Here is a 17,989-nt window from a genome sequence, read left to right on the forward strand (position 1 = left end):
GTGGGGTTCGGGGGATGGTCGCGATCATGACAGATCGCACGACCCCGTCCCCGCCGCCCGCCCCCGACGCACGGACCACCGCCGCTCCCCCGCGCCGCCCCGCCCGCCAGCTCCTCGCCGCCTCCGTCGGCAACGCCGTCGAGTGGTACGACTGGTACGCGTACACCTTCCTGGCGACCTACATCGCCGACCAGGTCTTTCCCGAGAGCGCGGACAACTCGCTGGTCCCGCTTCTCTCCACGTTCGCCGTCTTCGCGGTCGGGTTCTTCATGCGGCCGGTGGGCGGGCTGCTCATGGGGGCGGTCGCCGACCGGCACGGGCGGCGCGCCGCGCTCACGGTGACGATCCTGTCGATGGGCGGCAGCAGCCTGCTGGTGGGGCTCACGCCGACGTACGCGGCCGTGGGCGTCCTCGCGCCGGTCGTCCTCGTGCTCGCCCGGCTGCTGCAAGGGCTCTCCGTGGGCGGGGAGTTCGCCGCCTCCACCACCTTCCTGGTCGAGTCGGCCGGGCCGGGGCGCCGCGGCCTGTTCTCCTCCTTCCAGTACGTGTCGACGTCCCTCGGGCAGCTGGCGGCGTCCGGCATCGCCGCGCTCCTCGTGACCCTCCTCGACGACGGCCAGATGGACGGCTGGGGCTGGCGCGTGCCGTTCCTCGTGGGGGCGCTGCTCAGCCTCGTCGGGTTCTGGATCCGGCAGGGCGCGCAGGAGACCCGGAGCCAGGACCTCGCCACGCCGGAGGCGCGCCCGGGGCTCTTCGACGCGCTGCGCCACCACCCGCGCGAATCGCTGCTGATCTGCGGCATCACGGCGGGCGGCACCCTCGCGTACTACACGTGGACCTCGTACCTGCCGACGTACGCGGAGCTGAACACGGACATCACCAAGTCCGACGCGCTGCTCGCCGGCACCGTCTCGCTGGCGTTCTTCGCGCTGCTCCAGCCGGTCGGCGGCCTGCTCTCGGACCGATTCGGCCGCAAGCCGCCGCTCCTCTTCTTCGGTATCGGGTTCGCCCTCCTGAGCGTGCCGCTGCTGCACTCCCTGACGGGTTCGTTCGCCTCGTTGCTGTTCGCGCAGTGCGCGGGCATGGTGCTGCTCACCGGGTTCACGTCGATCTCGGCGGCGGTCAACGCGGAGATCTTCCCGGCGCGGGTCAGGGCGGCCGGGATCGGGTTCCCGTACTCGCTGACGGTCGCTCTGTTCGGCGGCACGGCCCCGTACGTGGGCACGCTCTTCAAGGAGTGGGGGCACAGCGGCCTGTTCCCCTGGTACGTGGCCGTGCTGTGCCTGGTGTCGTCGGCGGTGTACCTGCGGCTGCCGGAGAGCGCGCACCGTCGATTGGAGCGCTGACCCTTGTCGGGGCCTCGGCGGCTGACTACCCTCCGGTGATCCGTTCGAAGCGCTTCGACGGCGCCTGCGTGCGCCCGGAAGCGCCCCCGGAATCGCCGCATCAACGCCTCAGAGACGCCCTAGAGAGGTACCGCATGACAGGCGGACACCCCGTTCTCCCCGGCTTCCACCCCGACCCCACGATCTGCCGCGTGGGCGACGACTACTACCTCGCGTGCTCCAGCTTCGAGTACGTCCCCGGCATCCCCCTCTTCCACAGCCGCGACCTGCGGAACTGGACGCGGATCGGCAACGTCCTCGACCGGCCGGAGCAGTTGCGGCTGCCCGTGGAGTCGCCGTCGTCCGGCGGGATCTACGCGCCCACGCTGCGCCACCACGACGGCCGGTTCTGGCTGATCGTCACCAACGTCAGCGACGGCGGCAACTTCCTGGTCACCGCCACCGACCCGGCCGGACCCTGGTCGGACCCCGTCCCGCTGCCCGACGTCCACGGCATCGACCCCGACCTGGCCTGGGACGACGACGGCGCCTGCTACTGCACGGTCGCCGGGGTCTCCCAGTTCCGCATCGACCCGTACACGGGCAAGACGCTCGGCGAGCCGCGCCGCGTCTGGTCCGGCACGCCCGGCGCCAAGGCCCCGGAGGCCCCGCACCTCTACCGCGTCGGCGACTTCTGGTATCTGCTCATCGCGGAGGGCGGCACCGAGCGTGGCCACGGGGTGTCGGTCGCGCGGGGTCCGGCGCCGACGGGCCCGTTCGAGCCGTGCCCCGGCAATCCGGTCCTGACGCACCGCTCCACCGACGACCCCGTGCAGAACACCGGCCACGCCGATCTCGTCCGGGCGCCGGACGGTGCGTGGTGGATGGTGTTCCTCGGGGTGCGTCCGCGCGGCGGTTCACCGGGGTGGCACGTGCTGGGCCGGGAGACGTTCCTCGCGCCGGTGACATGGGAGGACGGCTGGCCGGTGGTGGGGGCCCTCGTCAGCGGCTCCGAGACACCCCCGGCCACGTACCGGGACGACTTCACGAGCGCCGCGCTCGCCCCCGAGTGGATCTCGCCGCGCGCCCGTCCCACCACGCACGTCACCACGCGTGAGCCGCCCGGGCGGCTCACGCTGCGCGCCGCCGGGGCCTCGCTCGACGAGCCCGACGTCACCTTCGTCGGACGGCGGCAGGAGGATCTGACGTGCCGCGTCCGCACCCGGGTCGACGCGGCGCGGGGGTGCGGCGGTCTCGCGGTGCGCCTCGACGAGCGGCACCACTACGAGATCGAGGCCGACGCGGAGGAAGTACGCGTCGTCGCCCGGATCGGCCCGGCCCGCACCGTGCTCGCCGCACGTCCCGCGACCGGGCAGCCGCTCGTCCTCGGTGTCGAGATCGCCGAGACGGTGACGCCCGACGACGCCCGCACCGGCCCCGACACGCTGACCTTCGGGGTCGAGGAGGCGGACAGCACGTTCACCGCGCTCGCCGCGCTCGACGGCCGGTATCTGTCGACCGAGGTGGCGGGCGGGTTCACCGGCCGCGTCATCGGCCTGTACGCCGCGGCCGGCACCGTGCACGTCGACTGGTTCGCGTACGAGGGAGCGCGCCGCCCTACAACTCCCTGACGGTAGCGGGGCGTTCGTTCCCCTCGACCCTCACAGCCCCGCCGTCCTCGTCCCGGCGCACCCGGTACGAGGCGGCGGGCGCCGCGCCCGCGCCCGCCCGGTGGTCCGGGACCGTCACCGTCACGTCCCGCACCCCCGGCGCCACGAGCAGCGTCAGTCCGTCGAGCCAGTCCCCGTCCGGGCGGCGGTCGTCCGCGCCCATCGGGACGACCGCGCCCGGGCGCACGTACAGCGGCAGGCTGTCGAAGCCGTGCGTCTCGCGGCGCCATCCGGGGCCCTGTACCCGCTCCCCCGTCAGGAGGTGGGTCCACACGCCCTCGGGCAGGTAGTACTCGACGTCGCCCTCCGCCGAGAAGACCGGGGCCACGAGCAGGTCGGGGCCGAGCATGTACTGGCGGTCGAGGGTGCGGCAGGCCGGGTCGCCGGGGAAGTCGAGCAGCATCGGGCGCATCACCGGGACACCGGTGCGGTGCGCCTCGACGGCGGCCCCGTACAGGTAGGGCATGAGGCGGTGCTTGAGCTTGGTGAACGTGCGGGCCACCTCGACCGCCTCCGCCCCGAACTCCCACGGCACCCGGTACGAGACGTTGCCGTGCAGGCGGCTGTGGGAGGAGAGGAGGCCGAAGGCGAGCCAGCGTTTGAAGACGGCCGGGTCGGGGGTGCCCTCGAAGCCGCCGATGTCGTGCGACCAGAACCCGAAGCCGGACAGGGAGAGCGAGAGGCCGCCGCGCAGCGACTCGGCCATGGCGCCGAACGAGGCGAAGCAGTCGCCGCCCCAGTGCACGGGGAACTGCTGGCCGCCGACGGTCGCCGAGCGGGCGAAGACGACGGCCTCGCCCGTGCCGCGTTCCTTCCGCAGCAGGTCGAAGACGGTGCGGTTGTAGAGCTGGGCGTAGTAGTTGTGCATGCGGGCGGGGTCGGAGCCGTCGTGCCAGACGACGTCCGTCGGGACGCGTTCGCCGAAGTCCGTCTTGAAGGTGTCGACGCCCTGGTCGAGCAGGACCTTCAGCTTCGACTGGAACCAGGCGCACGCGGCCGGGTCGGTGAAGTCGACGAGGGCCATGCCGGGCTGCCACAGGTCCCACTGCCAGATGTCCCCGTCGGGGCGCCGCACCAGGAAACCCTGGTCCGCCGCCTCCGCGAAGAGAGGGGACTTCTGCGCGATGTAGGGGTTGATCCACATGCTGATGCGCAGGCCGCGCGCCTTCAGCCGGCGCACCATGCCCACCGGGTCGGGGAAGACCTCCGGGTCCCAGGCGAAGTCCGACCACTGGTACTCGCGCATCCAGAAGCAGTCGAAGTGGAAGACGCTGAGCGGGATGTCGCGCTCGGCCATGCCGTCGACGAACGACGTGACCGTCTTCTCGTCGTACTCGGTGCAGAAGGACGTCGTCAGCCACAGGCCGAACGACCAGGCGGGCGGCAGCGCCGGGCGGCCGGTCAGCGCGGTGTAGCGGCGCAGCACGTCCTTCGGGGCCGGGCCCGCGACGACGTAGAACTCGACCGACTGGTCCTCGACGCTGAACTGGAGCTGCCCGACGGACTCCGAGCCGATCTCGTAGCTGACCCGCCCGGGGTGGTTGACGAGGACGCCGTAACCGAGGGAGGAGAGGTGGAAGGGGATGTTCTTGTAGGCCAGTTCGCTGCTGGTGCCGCCGTCGGCCTGCCAGATGTCGACGCTCTGGCCGTTCTTCACGAACGGGGTGAAGCGTTCGCCGAGGCCGTAGATCTGCTCGCCGATGCCGAGCGCGAGCTGGGTGACCATGTGGTGGGCGCCGTCGGGGGTCGTCGCGAAGGCGGTGCCCTTGCCCTCGATCCCGGTGAGGCGGCGCCCGGTCGCGGTGTCGTGGAAGTCCAGGCCCCAGCCCGCCGCCGTGTCCAGGCGCACGCCGAGCGGGCCCGAGGTCAGCTCGGTGACGGTGCCGTCGCGGGTGACGCGCGCGCCGCCGCCCCCGCCCTCGCCCTCGTCCTCGCCTGCGAGGAGTGCGAAGTCGGGGCCGCGGTGGCGCCTGCCCGCGTGGTGGGTGACGCGGACGCCGATGACTCCCTCGGCGGGTGAGAAGCAGTCGACCGTGATCAGCGGCTGGTTGAGCGTGTCGCCCCGGCCCCGCACGTGCCGGACGGCGACGTACGCGGTGAACCGGTCCGCCTCCGCCTCGACGTCGCGGACCTCGGTGGCGTAGGCGGCGCGGACCCCTTCGCGCATCAGCCAGAAACCGTCGGTGAACTTCATGTGGTGGTCCCCCGTGGGATGAAGGCGATCCTGGCCAGGCGGACGGTGCCGCGCAGCCGGACGCGCAGGTCGCGCACGCCGGTCGCGGTGAAGTCGGCGTGCAGGGTGACGTAGTCGTACGGGCCCGCGGTCGCCGGGACCGTGACCACGCGTCCCTCGTCGAGCTCGACGGTCCCCTCGCCGCTGACCTCCAGGCGCGCACCGGACACTCCGTCGGCTCCGAAGTCGCAGTAGAAGTAGTGAAGTTCGGCCCTTTCGGCGACCGCCGTCACCGCGTCGCCGGACGTCTTCGCGCGGTCGACGATCTCGGTGCCGTGCTGCTCGTCGTAGGACGCCGCGTCGAGACCGTCCGTGTGCACGGGGCGCGGCGCCGGTGCGTCCCCCTCCACGGTCAGCTGCGTCGTGTGCCGGATGTCCTCGCTGGAGGCGCCGACGAGGAGTTCGTACGTGCCGGCCGTGACGCTCCACCGGTCGCGGGCCACGTCGTGGTGGCCGAGGTCGGTGAGCGGCACGGTGAAGGTGACGCGCTCGGATCCGCCCGCGGCGAGGGTGAGCCTGCGGTGCGCGAGGAGCTGGCGGCGCGGGCGCGGGACCGGCATGTCGAGCGGGCGGACGTAGAGCTGCGCCACCTCGTCGGCGGTGCGGGCTCCGGTGTTGGTGACGGTGAAGGTGAATTCGAGGGTGTCGTCGCCGCGTGACACGAAGGGCGCGTCGTAGGCGAACGAGCTGTAGGACAGGCCGTGGCCGAACGGGTAGAGGGGCGTGCCCTCGAAGTAGAGGTAGGTCTGGCGGGAGCCGATGACGTCGTAGTCGAGCAGGTCGGGCAGGTCGGTGTCGGCGGCGTACCAGGTCTGCGGGAGGCGTCCGGCGGGGCTGACGTCGCCCGCGAGGACCCGGGCGAGGGCGCGGCCCGCCGCCTGGCCGCCGTGGGCGGTCCACAGCAGGGCGGGCAGCGCGGCGTGGGCGTCGGGGACGGCGTACGGGTAGGCGGAGACCAGCGCGAGGACGGTACGGGGGTTCGCGGCGTGGGCCGCCCGCCACAGCCGTTCCTGGTGCGGCGGCAGGGCGAGGGTCGTGCGGTCCTCGGTCTCGCGGCCGTTGATGTGCGGGTCGTTGCCCGCGACGACGATCACCACGTCCGCCTCGGCGGCGGCCCTGGCCACGGCTTCTTCGCCGCGCTCGACGAAGTCGACGCCGAAGACGGTGCCCTCGTCGGCAACCCGCACGCCGTCGGCGGCGACAGAGACGTACCGACCCGTTCCCGCGTGCCGCAGGAGGTGACCGTCCCCGTGGGGTTCGAGCGCGTACGTCTCCTGGACGATCCAGCCTCCGGGCTGTTCGGCGGAGGCGCGCACGTGGCCGTCGTCCGCGACCGAGAGGTAGCGGCCGTCCGGTGCGCGCAGGGTGAGGACGCCGTCGCCCCAGTCGGCCAGGGCGAACTCCGTGCCCGCGTCGCGGGACGTGGTGAGCGGCGGCAGGTCCGTGCGGCCGGCGAGGAGGGCGGGGTCGAGCGCCGCCTGCGCGCCTGCCGTCCCCGCTCCCCCGGGCGCGTCGGGCACCCGCAGCCATCCCGCCTCGCAGCGCAGCCGCACCCGGTCGACGCCCTCCGCGAAGGTGACGCGGTCCGCGGCGAACCGCTCGTGCAGCCCGTCGAGCGGAGTGGAGCGGTGGATCAGGGCGCCGCTGTACCAGTCCAGCTTGGACTCGTCGGCGAGGAGGCCGACCAGGGCGATCCTGGCACCCTCGGGCAGCGGCAGCAGGCCGTCGTTCTTGAGCAGCACGATCGCCTGCTCGGCCGCTTCCCGGGCGAGGGCCCGATGCGCCTCGGTGTCGAAGTCCCGCACGTCCGCGAAGGGGTCGGTGTCCTCGAACTCGCCGAGCCGGGCCCGTACGTCGAGCTGGCGGCGGACGGCCGTGTCGATGTCGGACTCGGTGATCAGTCCCTGGTCGTGGGCGCGGCGCAGGCGTCCGACGATCGTCGAGGGGTCCGTGCCGTGGTCGGTGAAGCTGTCGACGCCCGCGACGAGGGCGGCGGCGGTCGCCTCCTCGTGGGTGGCGAAGTAGTGCTCGGAGTCGACGAGGTTGCTGGGCGCGCCCGCGTCCGAGCAGACGAGGAGCGCCTGGTCGGTCCAGCTCCGCAAGTGCGCGCGCAGGTACGGCGAGACGTGGTTGGGGCGGCCGTTGACGAGGTTGTAGGCGGGCATGACACCGGCCACGGCGCCTGCCTCGACGGGCCGCCGGAAGGCCCTGAGGTCGTACTCGTGCAGGACGCGGGGGCGTACGGAGGAGTTCGTCGTGTCCCGGCGGGTCTCGTTGTTGTGGGCGAGCCAGTGCTTGAGGACGGGGGCGGTGCGCCAGTAGGCGGGGTGGGTGCCGCGCAGGCCGCGGGTGTAGGCGGTGGCGATGGCGGCGGTGAGGTGCGGGTCCTCGGAGTAGCCCTCCTCGTTCCTGCCCCACAGCGGGTGGCGCAGCAGGTTGACGGTGGGCGCCCACACGTTGAGGCCGACGCGGTCGTCCCGGGCGCGCATCGCGCGGACCTCGGCGGAGACGGCGTCGCCGACGCGGCGCACGAGGTCGTCGTTCCAGGTCGCGCCGAGGCCGACGGCCTGCGGGAAGACGGTGGCAGGACCCATCCACGCGACGCCGTGCAGTGCTTCCTGCCCGGTGCGGAACGCGGCGAGGCCCACCCGCTCGACGGCGGGCGTGAACTGGTGCAGGAGCGCGATGCGTTCGTCGAGCGTCAGCGTCGTCAGGAGATCGTCGACGCGCTTGTCCGCGGGGGCGGTGGCCTCGGGGCGGAGCGGGGGATTGTCGGTCACGGACGGGTCCCTTGGCAGAGAAGCGGAAAAGGTGGCAGAGGGATCTTCGAAGCGCTTCGATGCTCCGTACTCGCCTGAGGAAGTGTCAAGAGCCGTGCGGAGAAAGTCGGGTGAGGAATTCCGTGCACCAATCTTGTGACCCCGGAAACGTTCCCTTAGCCTCGCTGCAACATCGAAGCGCTTCGACAAAATTCGTCGCGTTCCTTGAAGGGTTGCCGCAATGACGCCGAACTCGCCTTCCGCCGCCTCCGCTCCCAGCCGGAGGAGTTTCCTCGCCTCCAGCGCCCTGGCCGCCGCTGTCGTGGCCGGCGGGGCGCCACTGCTCACGGCCTGCGGCGGGACGGACAAGAAGGACCGGGAGGGCACCACCTCGGGCAAGGCCGCCGACAAGCTGCTGCCGACCTTCGTCGCCAGCAAGTTCGCCGACCCCGACCTGCCGTCGAAGAACGGTTCGGCCGCCGGGTACACCGGCAAGGTCACCCTGGCGTCCCTGGCCGCCTCGGTCCCGGAGAAGCTCGGCACCGGCACACCCGTCAAGATCATGTCCCCGTTCTGGGGCTCTCCGCCGAAGAGCGACTGCGCCTACTACAAGGCGCTCGACACGGCGGCCGGCACCAAGGTCACCTGGCAGAACCAGGACGGCAACACCTACGGCCAGAAGCTCGGCGCGGTCCTCGCCTCCAGCTCCCTCCCCGACATGGTCGTGGTGCCGAGCTGGGAGCTGGTCGGCAAGATCTCCAACGCGGTCACCGCGAAGTTCATGGACCTCGGCCCGTATCTGGCGGGCGACAAGGTGAAGAAGTACCCGAACCTCGCCGCGATCCCCTCCGACTCCTGGCGCATGGGCATCTTCGGCGGCGCGCTGCGCGGCATCCCGATGCCGACCGCCGCCGCGACGTTCAACATCGCGTACTACAGGAAGGACGTCTTCGACAAGAAGGGCTACGAGGTCCCCACCTCGACGGACACCTTCCTGAGCTGGGCGAAGGAGGCGACCAGCGCCAAGGCGAAGGTGTACGCCTGCGGTGACATGTCCTGGACCGCGTTCAACATCTTCGGGGTGCGGCCCTCCGGCTCGCTCGGCTGGCACATCGGGGACGACGGCAAGCTGACGTACCGCATCGAGCAGCCCGAGTACCTCGAAGCGCTGGAGTGGACCCGCAAGCTGTTCGACGCGGGCGTCGTCCACCCCGACGACAAGGCCCGCTCCGGCGACGCGGGGCAGCGCTTCGGCGCGGGCCAGATCCTCATGTACAACATGGACATGTCCGCCTGGTACGGCAAGACCGCCGAACAGGCCGCGTCCAACCCGGAGTTCGCGATGGACGCGATGGACATCTTCGGCCCCGACGGCGGCGATCCACAGCTGTGGGCGTCCCAGCCCGCCAACATCTGGTCGCTGATCCGCAAGGGCGCCTCCAAGGAGACCGTCGAGAACGCGCTCGCCGCCGCCAACTTCGCCGCCGCCCCGTACGGCACGAAGGAGCGCATCCTCGTCGACTACGGCACCGAGGGCACCCACTACACGGTCAAGGACGGCGTCCCGGTCAAGACCGACCAGGGCAACCAGGAGGTCATCAACGCCTGGGTGATGCTCGCCGCCCCCGCCCCCTACTTCGCGCACCCCGACTACCCGGACATCGCGCGCAAGCAGGTCGAGTGGGAGCAGCGGATGGGCGCCTTCATGAAGAAGACGTCCACCTACGGCATGAACATCGTCGAGCCGACCCGCTACGCCAACCTCTCCAGCCAGTTCGAGCAGCTGGAGATCGACTTCGTACGCGGCAACAAGAAGCTCTCCGACGTACAGCAGTCCATCTCCACCTGGAAGTCCTCCGGCGGCGACAAGTTGCGCGACTGGTACAAGAAGCTCATCGACGAGAACGGCAGCGGCAACTGATGTCCCTCACCGCCGGGAGCAGGCCCGACGGGACCCGTCCGCCCACGGCCGTCGAGGAGCCGGCGGCCGCGGTCGCCGCCACGGCGGCCAAGGCACAGGTCCCGCCGAAGGCGGCGAAGAAGGCGGGCCGGATCCCGTGGCGCGTCCGGCTGCGCCGCGACCGCACGCTGATCCTGATGACGCTGCCCGCCCTCGCCCTGCTCCTGCTCTTCAACTACGTCCCGCTGCTCGGCAATGTCGTCGCGTTCCAGGACTACGACCCCTACGCCGCGAGCAACGGCGTCACCGCGATCTTCCACAGCCCCTGGCTCGGCGTGGAGCAGTTCTCGCGCCTGGTGGACGACCCGCTGTTCTGGGACGCCACGAAGAACACGGTCGTGCTCTTCCTCCTCCAGCTCGTGCTGTTCTTCCCGGTCCCCATCGCGCTCGCGCTGCTCATCAACAGCGTGATCCGGCCCCGGGTCCGGGCCGTCGCCCAGGCGATCATGTATCTGCCGCACTTCTTCTCGTGGGTGCTCGTCGTCACCGTCTTCCAGCAGGTCTTCGGCGGGGCGGGCATCATCGCGCAGACGATGGAGAAGCACGGCTGGGGCGGCTTCGACCTGATGACGAACGCCGACTTCTTCAAGTTCCTGGTCACCGCCCAGTCCGTGTGGAAGGACGCGGGCTGGGGGATCATCGTCTTCCTCGCCGCCCTCGCGGCCGTCTCCACCGACCTGTACGAGGCCGCCGCCATGGACGGCGCGGGCCGCTGGCGCCGCATGTGGCACGTGACGCTGCCCGCGCTGCGCCCGGTCATCGCGCTCCTCCTCGTCCTGCGGGTCGGGGACGCGCTCAGCGTCGGCTTCGAGCAGTTCCTGCTCCAGCGCGACGCGGTCGGCGTCGGCGTCAGCGAAGTGCTCGACACCTACGTGTGGAACATGGGCATCCAGAACGGCGACTTCAGCTACGCGGCGGCGGTCGGCCTGGTCAAGGGCGTGATCGGGGTCTGCCTCGTGCTCGCCGCGAACAAGTTCGCTCATCTGCTCGGTGAGCAGGGGGTGTACAAGAAGTGAGCCTGAACACGCAGCTGATCCGCAGCCTGCAAGCGCCGCCCCGCCCCGTGTGGGAGGAGCCGCCCAGCAGGGCCGGCCTGACGGCGAAGGGCGGCTTCCTCGTCCTGTGCTGCCTGGCCGTGCTCGCCCCGCTGTGGATCGTCGTCGTCACCAGCCTCTCCCCCAAGCCGGTGATCGACCGGGCGGGCGGCCTCGTGGTCGTCCCCGAGGGCATCACCTTCGTCAACTACACGGAGCTGCTCGGCGGCGGCCAGGTCAGCCGGGCGATCCTGGTCTCGGTCGGCGTCACGCTCGTCGGCACCGTCTTCTCCATGGCGGTGTCGGTCCTCGCGGCGTACGGGCTGTCGCGGCCCGGCAGCCTGGGCCACCGCGTCCTCCTGATGGCGCTGATGGCGACGATGTTCTTCGGTGCCGGGCTCATCCCGACGTACCTGCTGGTGCAGTCGCTCGGCCTGACCGACACCTATCTGTCGCTGATCCTGCCGAGCGCGGTCAGCGTCTTCAACATCCTCGTCCTGCGGGGCTTCTTCATGGGCATCTCCCCGGAGCTGACCGAGTCCGCGCGCATCGACGGAGCGGGCGACCTGCGCATCCTGCTGACGATCATCATGCCGCTCTCGCGCGCCGTCCTCGCCGTCATCTCGCTGTTCTACGCGGTCGGCTACTGGAGCGCCTGGTTCAACGCGTCGATCTACCTGAGCGACCAGGACATGATGCCGCTCCAGAACGTGCTCATCCAGCTCGTGCAGAAGAACACGGCGGCGCCGACCGGCCTCCAGCAGGCGGTGCGCACCGGCGAACTCTCCACGCTCGGACTTCAGATGGCCGTGATGGTGCTCGCGCTGATCCCGGTCGCGGTGGCGTCGCCGTTCGTCCAGCGCCACTTCAAGAAGGGGATGCTGACGGGGGCGGTGAAGGGGTGAGCATCGCTGCTTCGACCATCGCGCACGAAGGCCGCCTGCTGTTCGGCGGCGACTACAACCCCGAGCAGTGGCCCGAAGAGGTGTGGGCCGAGGACATGACCCTGATGAAGGAGGCGGGCGTCACCTCCGTCACGGTCGGCGTCTTCTCCTGGGCGAAGCTCGAACCCCGGCCAGGAGCGCGGGAGTTCGACTGGCTCGACCGCCTCATGGACCTGCTGCACACGCACGGCATCGGCGTCGTCCTCGCCACCCCGACCGCGTCCCCGCCGCCCTGGCTCGGCCGGCTCCACCCCGAGACACTGCCGCGCGACGAGGACGGGCACACGGTGTGGTGGGGCTCCCGCCAGCAGTTCTCGCACTCCTCCAGCGTCTACCGCCGCTACGCCGCCGCGATCACCGAGGACCTCGCGATCCGGTACGGGCACCACCCCGCGCTGCGCATGTGGCACATCAACAACGAGTACTGCACGTTCGACTTCGGCGACGAAGCGGCCCGCGCCTTCCGCGACTGGCTGCGCGCCAGGTACCGCACGCTCGACGCGCTGAACGAGGCGTGGGGCACGGCGTTCTGGAGCCAGCACGCCGACACCTGGGCGGACGTGATCCCGCCGCGCCGCGCGCAGTACACCCGTAATCCGGCGCAGCTCCTCGACTTCCGCCGCTTCACCTCGGACGCGCTCATGGAGTGCTACGTGGCCGAACGCGACCTCGTACGCCGCCACTCCCCCGCGCACATCCCGGTCACGACCAACTTCATGCCCCTCTGGGTGGGGCAGAACGGCTGGGCGTGGGCGGAGCGGGAGGACGTCGTCTCGGTCGACGTCTATCCCGATCCGCGCGATCCGCTGGGCGGGCAGTACAACGCGATGATCGCCGACATGACGCGCGGCCAGGCCCGCGGCCCCTGGATGGTCATGGAGCAGGCGGCGGGCCCGGTGAACTGGCGCGAGGTCAACCACCCCAAGCCGCCCGGGCTCAACCGCCTCTGGTCGCTCCAGGCCGTGGCGCGCGGCGCGGACGCCGTCCACTACTTCCAGTGGCGGCAGTCCCGGCAGGGCGCCGAGAAGTTCCACTCGGGGATGGTCGGGCACGCGGGCGCCGAGGGGCGGGCGTTCGCCGAGGTCAAGCGGATCGGCGCCGAGCTGGCCCGGCTCGGCGTGGCGGGCGCGCACGAGCGGTCCGGCATCGCCGTCCTGCACGACTGGCACGCCTGGTGGGCGGGTGACCAGGAGGGCCGGCCGTCGAAGCGGGTCGCGTACGAGGAGGTCGTACGGGCCTGGCACCGGGCGCTCTGGGAGGCGCACCTCACCGCCGACTTCGCGCACCCCGAGCACGACCTGTCCGCGTACCGCGTCGTCGTCGTGCCGCAGCTCTACCTCTGCACGGACGCGGCGATCGACAACCTCGTGGCGTACGCGCGCGGCGGCGGGACGCTCGTGTGCGGGTTCTTCACCGGGATCGCCGACGCCGACGACCGCGTACGGAGCGGCGGCATGGACGCCCGGCTGCGCGAGCTGTTCGGCATCCGCACACTGCACGAGTGGTGGCCGCTCGACGAGGACGAGAGCGTGGACTGCGGGGAGTTCACCGGCACGCTCTGGTCCGAGGAGCTGACGGCCGCCGAGGACGCCGACGTGGTGGCCGCCTATCGCGGTGGCGACCTCGACGGGCTCCCCGCCGTCCTGCGCCGGGGCCACGCCTGGTACCTCTCCACCCTCCCCGAACCTCCGGCGCTGCGCGCGCTCCTCGCGGAGATCGCCGCCGGAGCGGGCGTACGGCCTCCACTGTCCGGCCTCCCCGCAGGGGTGGAGGCCGTACGCCGGGGCGGGCTGCTGTTCCTGCTGCACCACGGGCGCGGCGAGACGGTCGTGCCGCTGCCGGACGGCGCCGTGTACCGGGACGTGCTGAGCGGTACCGAGCACGAGGGGTGCGTGCGGCTCGGCCGGTTCGGCGTGGCCGTGCTCGACGTGCTCGTGCGCGACGAGGACGAGGCGGTGCTCGTGCGCGAGGACGAGGCGGCGCCCGAGCGCGAGGAGCGGGGGCCCGGTGCCGCCTGAGCATCCGCACGGGACCTGGGAGCCGGTGCCCGCCGCACGCTGGGAGGACGCCTTCCTCAGCGGCAACGGCCACCATGGCGCCCTGGTCTTCGGCGACCCGCACGACGACCGGGTGATCGTCACGCAGCACACCCTCGTCCGCCCGGACGGCGCGGGACCGCAGCCGGGCCCGCCCGCCCTGGCCGACCGGCTGCCCGCCCTCCAGGACAGCCTGCTCGCCGGGGACGTGGACGCCGCCGAGCGGTTCACGGACGGGCGCGCGCTGCGCTGGGTGCGGCCGTTCCATCCGGCGTTCCAGGTCGGATTCGTACGGGACAGCGTGGAGTGGCGGGGCTACCGCCGCTCCGTCGACTTCGCGACGGGGGTCGCGGACGCCCGGTGCGGCGGCTGGCACAGCCGGGTCTTCGTCTCCCGCTCGGACGACGTGGTCGTGCAGTACGTGACCGGGCCGGGGCTCGACGGTGAGCTGTGGCTGGATCACCGGCTCGCCGGGGTGCCGGACGGGCTCGGTGTCGGCCGCGCGGTCGTCCTGACGTCGCACGGCGCCCAGCTGACGGTGCGCTGCCGCTACCCCGACAGTGACCTGGCGTACACCGGGGTCACTCTGGCGCTCGTCCACGCCGGGCACGGATCGGTGGGCGTCAAGGGGCTGCGCGTCACCGGTGCGACCGGGCTGCTGCTGCTCACGCGGGTGCACCGGCACACCGGCGAGCTGGACGCCGCCACCGAGGCCGCCGGCCTTGCGGCGCTGGTGACCGGCGACCCGGCGGTGACGTACGCGGACCTCCTCGCCCGGCACGAGGAGCTCCACCGCACCGCGTACGAGCGGGTGGCGTTCGACCTGAACGCGCCGCCCGCCGAGCGCGGCCTGCCGGGCAGCGCCCTCCTTGAGCGCCCGGACAGCCACGCCCTCCTGGAGCGCCTGTTCGCGGCGGGCCGCTACCACCTGCTCAGCTCATCGGGCGCGCTGCCGCCCCGCCTGACCGGACTGTGGACCGGAGCGTGGGACACGGCGTGGTCGGGCGCGTTCACCACGGACGCCAACCTGAACCTCCAGACGGCGTCCGCCGTCACCTGCGCGCTGCCGGAGACCACCGACGCCCAAGGGGCGCTGATCCGCGCCCAGTTGGCGCACTGGCGGGACAACGCCCGGGAGATCTTCGGCGCGCGCGGCATCGTCGCGCCCGCCCACACCGACGGCGAGTCCGGACACGCCTACCACTTCCAGCGGGAGTGGCCGATGCACCTGTGGACGGCGGGCGCCGACTGGCTGCTGACGCCGCTGGTCGAACAGGCGGAGACGAGCGGCGACCGGCCCGCGTGGCTGGCCGCCGCGCTCGCCGAGGTCGCCGTCTTCTACGAGGACTTCCTCCGCCGTACCGGTCCCGACGGGCGCGTCGTCGTCGTGCCGTCGTACTCGCCCGAGAACCGTCCGGCGAACGCGAGCTGGGGCACCCTCAACGCCACGATGGACATCGCGGCGGCCCGGCACGCCCTGCGCACCGCCGCCGCCTGGCACCCGGGCCCCGACGCCGACCGCTGGAACGCCCTCGCCGGCCGGCTGCCCGACTACCGGATCAACGCGGACGGCGCGCTCGCCGAATGGGCCTGGCCCGGCCTCGACGACAGCTACGACCACCGCCATCTCAGCCACCTCTACCCGGTGTGGCCGCACCACGAGATCAACCCGTACGAGACCCCCGCGTGGGCGAAGGCCGCGCACCGTGCGCTCGAACTGCGCAGCGCCGAGAACGACTCGGCGCACGGCCACCTCCATCACGCCCTCATCGCGGCCCGGCTGCGCGATCCGGCCCGGGTCGGTGACGCGCTGCGCCACGTCCTGACCGGCGACTACTTCCACCGCTCCCTGATGAGCGCGCACTATCCGCGCCGCGACGTCTACAACGCGGACGCCGCGCACACCCTGCCCGCCCTGCTCACCGAGGCACTGCTCCAGTCCACGCCCGACCGGCTCGTCCTGCTGCCCGCGCTGCCCGACGGGTGGCGGCGCGGCTCGGCGTCCGGCCTGCGCACGCGATTCGGCGCCCGCGTCGACCTGGCCTGGAACGGGGCCACCTGTACGGCCGCGATCCGCCCCGGCCGGGACGCGGACGTGGCCCTCATGACGCCCGTCGGCGGACCCGGGCGGCTGCGCCTGACCGCGGGCGAGGAACAACAACTCACCTGCAGCACGCGGTAGTTCCGGCACCTCCCCCCACCCACCATGGAAGGGAACACCATGCCCCGCACCCCGCACCCCACCTCCGTACGCCGTCGCACCCTGCTCGGCGCCGCAGTCGCCGCGTCGGCCGCGCTCGCCCTCGCCGCCGCCCCCGCGCAGGCGCTGGTCTGGTCGTCGTCCGACCAATGGGGCACCTACACGACCTCCGACGGCTACATCCTGTACAACAACATCTGGGGCTCCGGCGCGGGCGCCCAGTCGATCTGGGCCAACTCCTCGTCCAACTGGGGTGTCTGGGCGAACCACCCGAACACGGGCGGCATCAAGTCCTACCCGAACGCCAAGAAGATCGTGAACAAGCCGATCACCTCCCTGTCCTCGCTCACCAGCGGCTACAACGTGACGGTGCCGTCGTCGGGCGCGTACAACACGTCGTACGACATCTGGGACAGCGACTACGACTACGAGGTCATGCTCTGGGTCAACCACAACGGGGCCGTCGGCCCGCTCGGCACCTCGCAGGGGAACGTGACGCTCGGCGGGCACACCTGGACCGTCTACAAGGGGAACAACGGCGCCAACGAGGTGTTCTCGTTCCTGCGCACCTCCGACTCGTCCTCCGGCACGGTGAACATCCTGCCGATCCTGAAGTGGATCAAGGACACCAAGGGGTGGTGGGGCAACGAGACGATCGGGGACGTCCAGTTCGGCTACGAGATCACCTCGTCCTCCGGCGGCCTGGACTTCCGGACCAACAGCTTCAAGGTCTCCAGCAGCTGACTCCGCCCGGCGCGGACGGACGCGCGGCTCAGGTGCCGGCCGGGGCCTGGGCCGCGCTCTCGCGCAGGGTCAGCTCCGGCTCCAGGAGCACGACCTCCTCGTCCGAGCCGCGCCCCTCGATCCGCGCGATGACCTGCTCGACCGCGCGCCGCCCCATCTCCTGCGCGGGCACCGCGACCGCGGTCAGCGGCACCGAGGCGTGCGCCGCGACCTGTTCGGGGCAGACGGCGACGACCGACACGTCCTCGGGCACGGCGCGGCCCGACTGGCGCAGGAGCGCGAGCAGCGGGTCGGTGGCCGCCTCGTTCTGCACGACGAAGGCGGTGGTGTTCGGGCGCTCGTCGAAGACACGGGAGAGCGTCGCCGACACGGCGGCGTACGAGCCTTCGCAGGGGCGGTGCAGCAGGCGCAGGCCGAGGTCGCGGCTGCGCTCGCGCAGGCCGGTCAGGGTCCGCTCGGCGAACCCGGTACGCCGCTCGTAGACGGCGGCGGCCTCGCCGATGACGGCGACCTCGCGGTGGCCGAGGTCGGCCAGGTGCTGGGCGCAGACGGCGCCTGCGGCGGCGAAGTCCAGGTCGACGCAGGTCAGTCCGGTGGTGTCGGACGGCAGGCCGATGAGGACGGCGGGGCGGGGCGCGGAGCGCAGGAGCGGCAGCCGCTCGTCGTCCAGCTCGACATCCATGACGATCATGGCGTCGGCGAGGGCGCTGCCCTCTATGCGGCGCACCGCCTGGGCGCCCTCCTCGCCGGTGAGCAGCAGGATGTCGTAGCCGTGGGCGCGGGCGGCGGTGGCGACGGCCATGGCGATCTCCATCATCACCGGCACGTACATGTCGGTGCGCAGCGGCACCATCAGGGCGATGATGTTCGACTTGCTGCTGGCCAGGGCCCGCGCGCCCGCGTTCGGGTGGTAGCCGAGCGTGCGGACGCTGGTCTCGACGCGCTCCCGGGTGGCGGCGGAGATGGAGCGCTTGCCGCTGAGGACGTAGCTCACGGTGCTGGCGGAGACTCCGGCGTGCCGGGCGACCTCTGCGAGCGTGACCATGTGGTTCTCCTGAGCCGTGACGAGGGGCGCCGGTGCGGA

Annotated in this window: 11 protein-coding genes; 8 read left to right on the plus strand and 3 right to left on the minus strand. The window is 72.0% G+C overall.

The features are described 5' to 3' along the window. The first annotated feature begins 26 nt into the window (after nucleotides 1–26). The gene (locus C1N81_RS13190; protein ID WP_394428990.1) at nucleotides 27–1,346 is read left to right on the plus strand and encodes an MFS transporter; all 1,320 of its coding nucleotides are present in this window, start codon (nucleotides 27–29) and stop codon (nucleotides 1,344–1,346) included. Nucleotides 1,347–1,480: 134 nt separating this feature from the next. Beyond that, nucleotides 1,481–2,956: a glycoside hydrolase family 43 protein gene (locus C1N81_RS13195; protein WP_394428991.1), complete on the plus strand. Its 1,476-nt coding sequence runs from the start codon at nucleotides 1,481–1,483 to the stop codon at nucleotides 2,954–2,956. Here the strand turns inward: C1N81_RS13195 and yicI are convergent. Both yicI and C1N81_RS13205 read right to left on the minus strand, forming a co-directional pair. Continuing rightward, nucleotides 2,943–5,189 carry an alpha-xylosidase gene (yicI, locus tag C1N81_RS13200; RefSeq protein ID WP_394428992.1) on the minus strand — a complete coding sequence of 749 codons (2,247 nt, stop codon included), beginning with the start codon at nucleotides 5,187–5,189 and terminating at the stop codon, nucleotides 2,943–2,945. The two genes, C1N81_RS13195 and yicI, sit on opposite strands and share 14 nt — an antisense overlap. Further along, a complete protein-coding gene (locus C1N81_RS13205) occupies nucleotides 5,186–8,008 on the minus strand; it encodes a glycoside hydrolase family 3 C-terminal domain-containing protein (RefSeq protein WP_394428993.1) in 2,823 nt (940 codons plus the stop codon). Before C1N81_RS13205 ends, yicI begins: the two co-directional genes overlap by 4 nt. Before the next feature lie 220 nt (nucleotides 8,009–8,228). On the opposite strand from C1N81_RS13205, the gene C1N81_RS13210 reads away from it, so the two are divergent. From C1N81_RS13210 to C1N81_RS13235, 6 genes are read left to right on the plus strand one after another with little or no spacing between them, the layout of a single operon-like run. Beyond that, a complete protein-coding gene (locus tag C1N81_RS13210; protein WP_394428994.1) occupies nucleotides 8,229–9,908 on the plus strand; it encodes an extracellular solute-binding protein in 1,680 nt (559 codons plus the stop codon). Next, nucleotides 9,908–10,963: an ABC transporter permease gene (locus tag C1N81_RS13215; protein WP_394428995.1), complete on the plus strand. Its 1,056-nt coding sequence runs from the start codon at nucleotides 9,908–9,910 to the stop codon at nucleotides 10,961–10,963. Before C1N81_RS13210 ends, C1N81_RS13215 begins: the two co-directional genes overlap by 1 nt. Continuing rightward, the gene (locus C1N81_RS13220; RefSeq protein ID WP_394428996.1) at nucleotides 10,960–11,886 is read left to right on the plus strand and encodes a carbohydrate ABC transporter permease; all 927 of its coding nucleotides are present in this window, start codon (nucleotides 10,960–10,962) and stop codon (nucleotides 11,884–11,886) included. The genes C1N81_RS13215 and C1N81_RS13220 overlap by 4 nt, the downstream gene beginning before the upstream one ends. A gap of 2 nt (nucleotides 11,887–11,888) precedes the next feature. After that, complete coding sequence (locus tag C1N81_RS13225; RefSeq protein WP_394437918.1) at nucleotides 11,889–13,943, plus strand: beta-galactosidase; 2,055 nt, start codon at nucleotides 11,889–11,891, stop codon at nucleotides 13,941–13,943. After that, on the plus strand, nucleotides 13,933–16,143 hold the full coding sequence (locus C1N81_RS13230; protein WP_394428997.1) for a glycosyl hydrolase family 95 catalytic domain-containing protein: 2,211 nt from the start codon (nucleotides 13,933–13,935) through the stop codon (nucleotides 16,141–16,143). Before C1N81_RS13225 ends, C1N81_RS13230 begins: the two co-directional genes overlap by 11 nt. A gap of 39 nt (nucleotides 16,144–16,182) precedes the next feature. Further along, nucleotides 16,183–16,905 carry a GH12 family glycosyl hydrolase domain-containing protein gene (locus C1N81_RS13235; protein ID WP_394428998.1) on the plus strand — a complete coding sequence of 241 codons (723 nt, stop codon included), beginning with the start codon at nucleotides 16,183–16,185 and terminating at the stop codon, nucleotides 16,903–16,905. Nucleotides 16,906–16,933: 28 nt separating this feature from the next. On the opposite strand, the gene C1N81_RS13240 is transcribed toward C1N81_RS13235, so the two are convergent. Continuing rightward, nucleotides 16,934–17,950: a LacI family DNA-binding transcriptional regulator gene (locus tag C1N81_RS13240; RefSeq protein WP_394428999.1), complete on the minus strand. Its 1,017-nt coding sequence runs from the start codon at nucleotides 17,948–17,950 to the stop codon at nucleotides 16,934–16,936. Between the last annotated feature and the right edge of the window lie 39 nt (nucleotides 17,951–17,989).

It is taken from the genome of Streptomyces sp. SGAir0957 (assembly GCF_043523415.1).

What these genes read in the sequence shown, in the direction of transcription:
- C1N81_RS13235 (WP_394428998.1), top strand. Translation starts at nt 16,183, where the DNA reads ATGCCCCGCACCCCGCACCCCACCTCCGTACGCCGTCGCACCCTGCTC.
- C1N81_RS13190 (WP_394428990.1), top strand. Translation starts at nt 27, where the DNA reads ATGACAGATCGCACGACCCCGTCCCCGCCGCCCGCCCCCGACGCACGG.
- C1N81_RS13195 (WP_394428991.1), top strand. Translation starts at nt 1,481, where the DNA reads ATGACAGGCGGACACCCCGTTCTCCCCGGCTTCCACCCCGACCCCACG.
- C1N81_RS13215 (WP_394428995.1), top strand. Translation starts at nt 9,908, where the DNA reads ATGTCCCTCACCGCCGGGAGCAGGCCCGACGGGACCCGTCCGCCCACG.
- C1N81_RS13240 (WP_394428999.1), bottom strand. Translation starts at nt 17,950, where the DNA reads ATGGTCACGCTCGCAGAGGTCGCCCGGCACGCCGGAGTCTCCGCCAGC.
- C1N81_RS13210 (WP_394428994.1), top strand. Translation starts at nt 8,229, where the DNA reads ATGACGCCGAACTCGCCTTCCGCCGCCTCCGCTCCCAGCCGGAGGAGT.
- yicI (WP_394428992.1), bottom strand. Translation starts at nt 5,189, where the DNA reads ATGAAGTTCACCGACGGTTTCTGGCTGATGCGCGAAGGGGTCCGCGCC.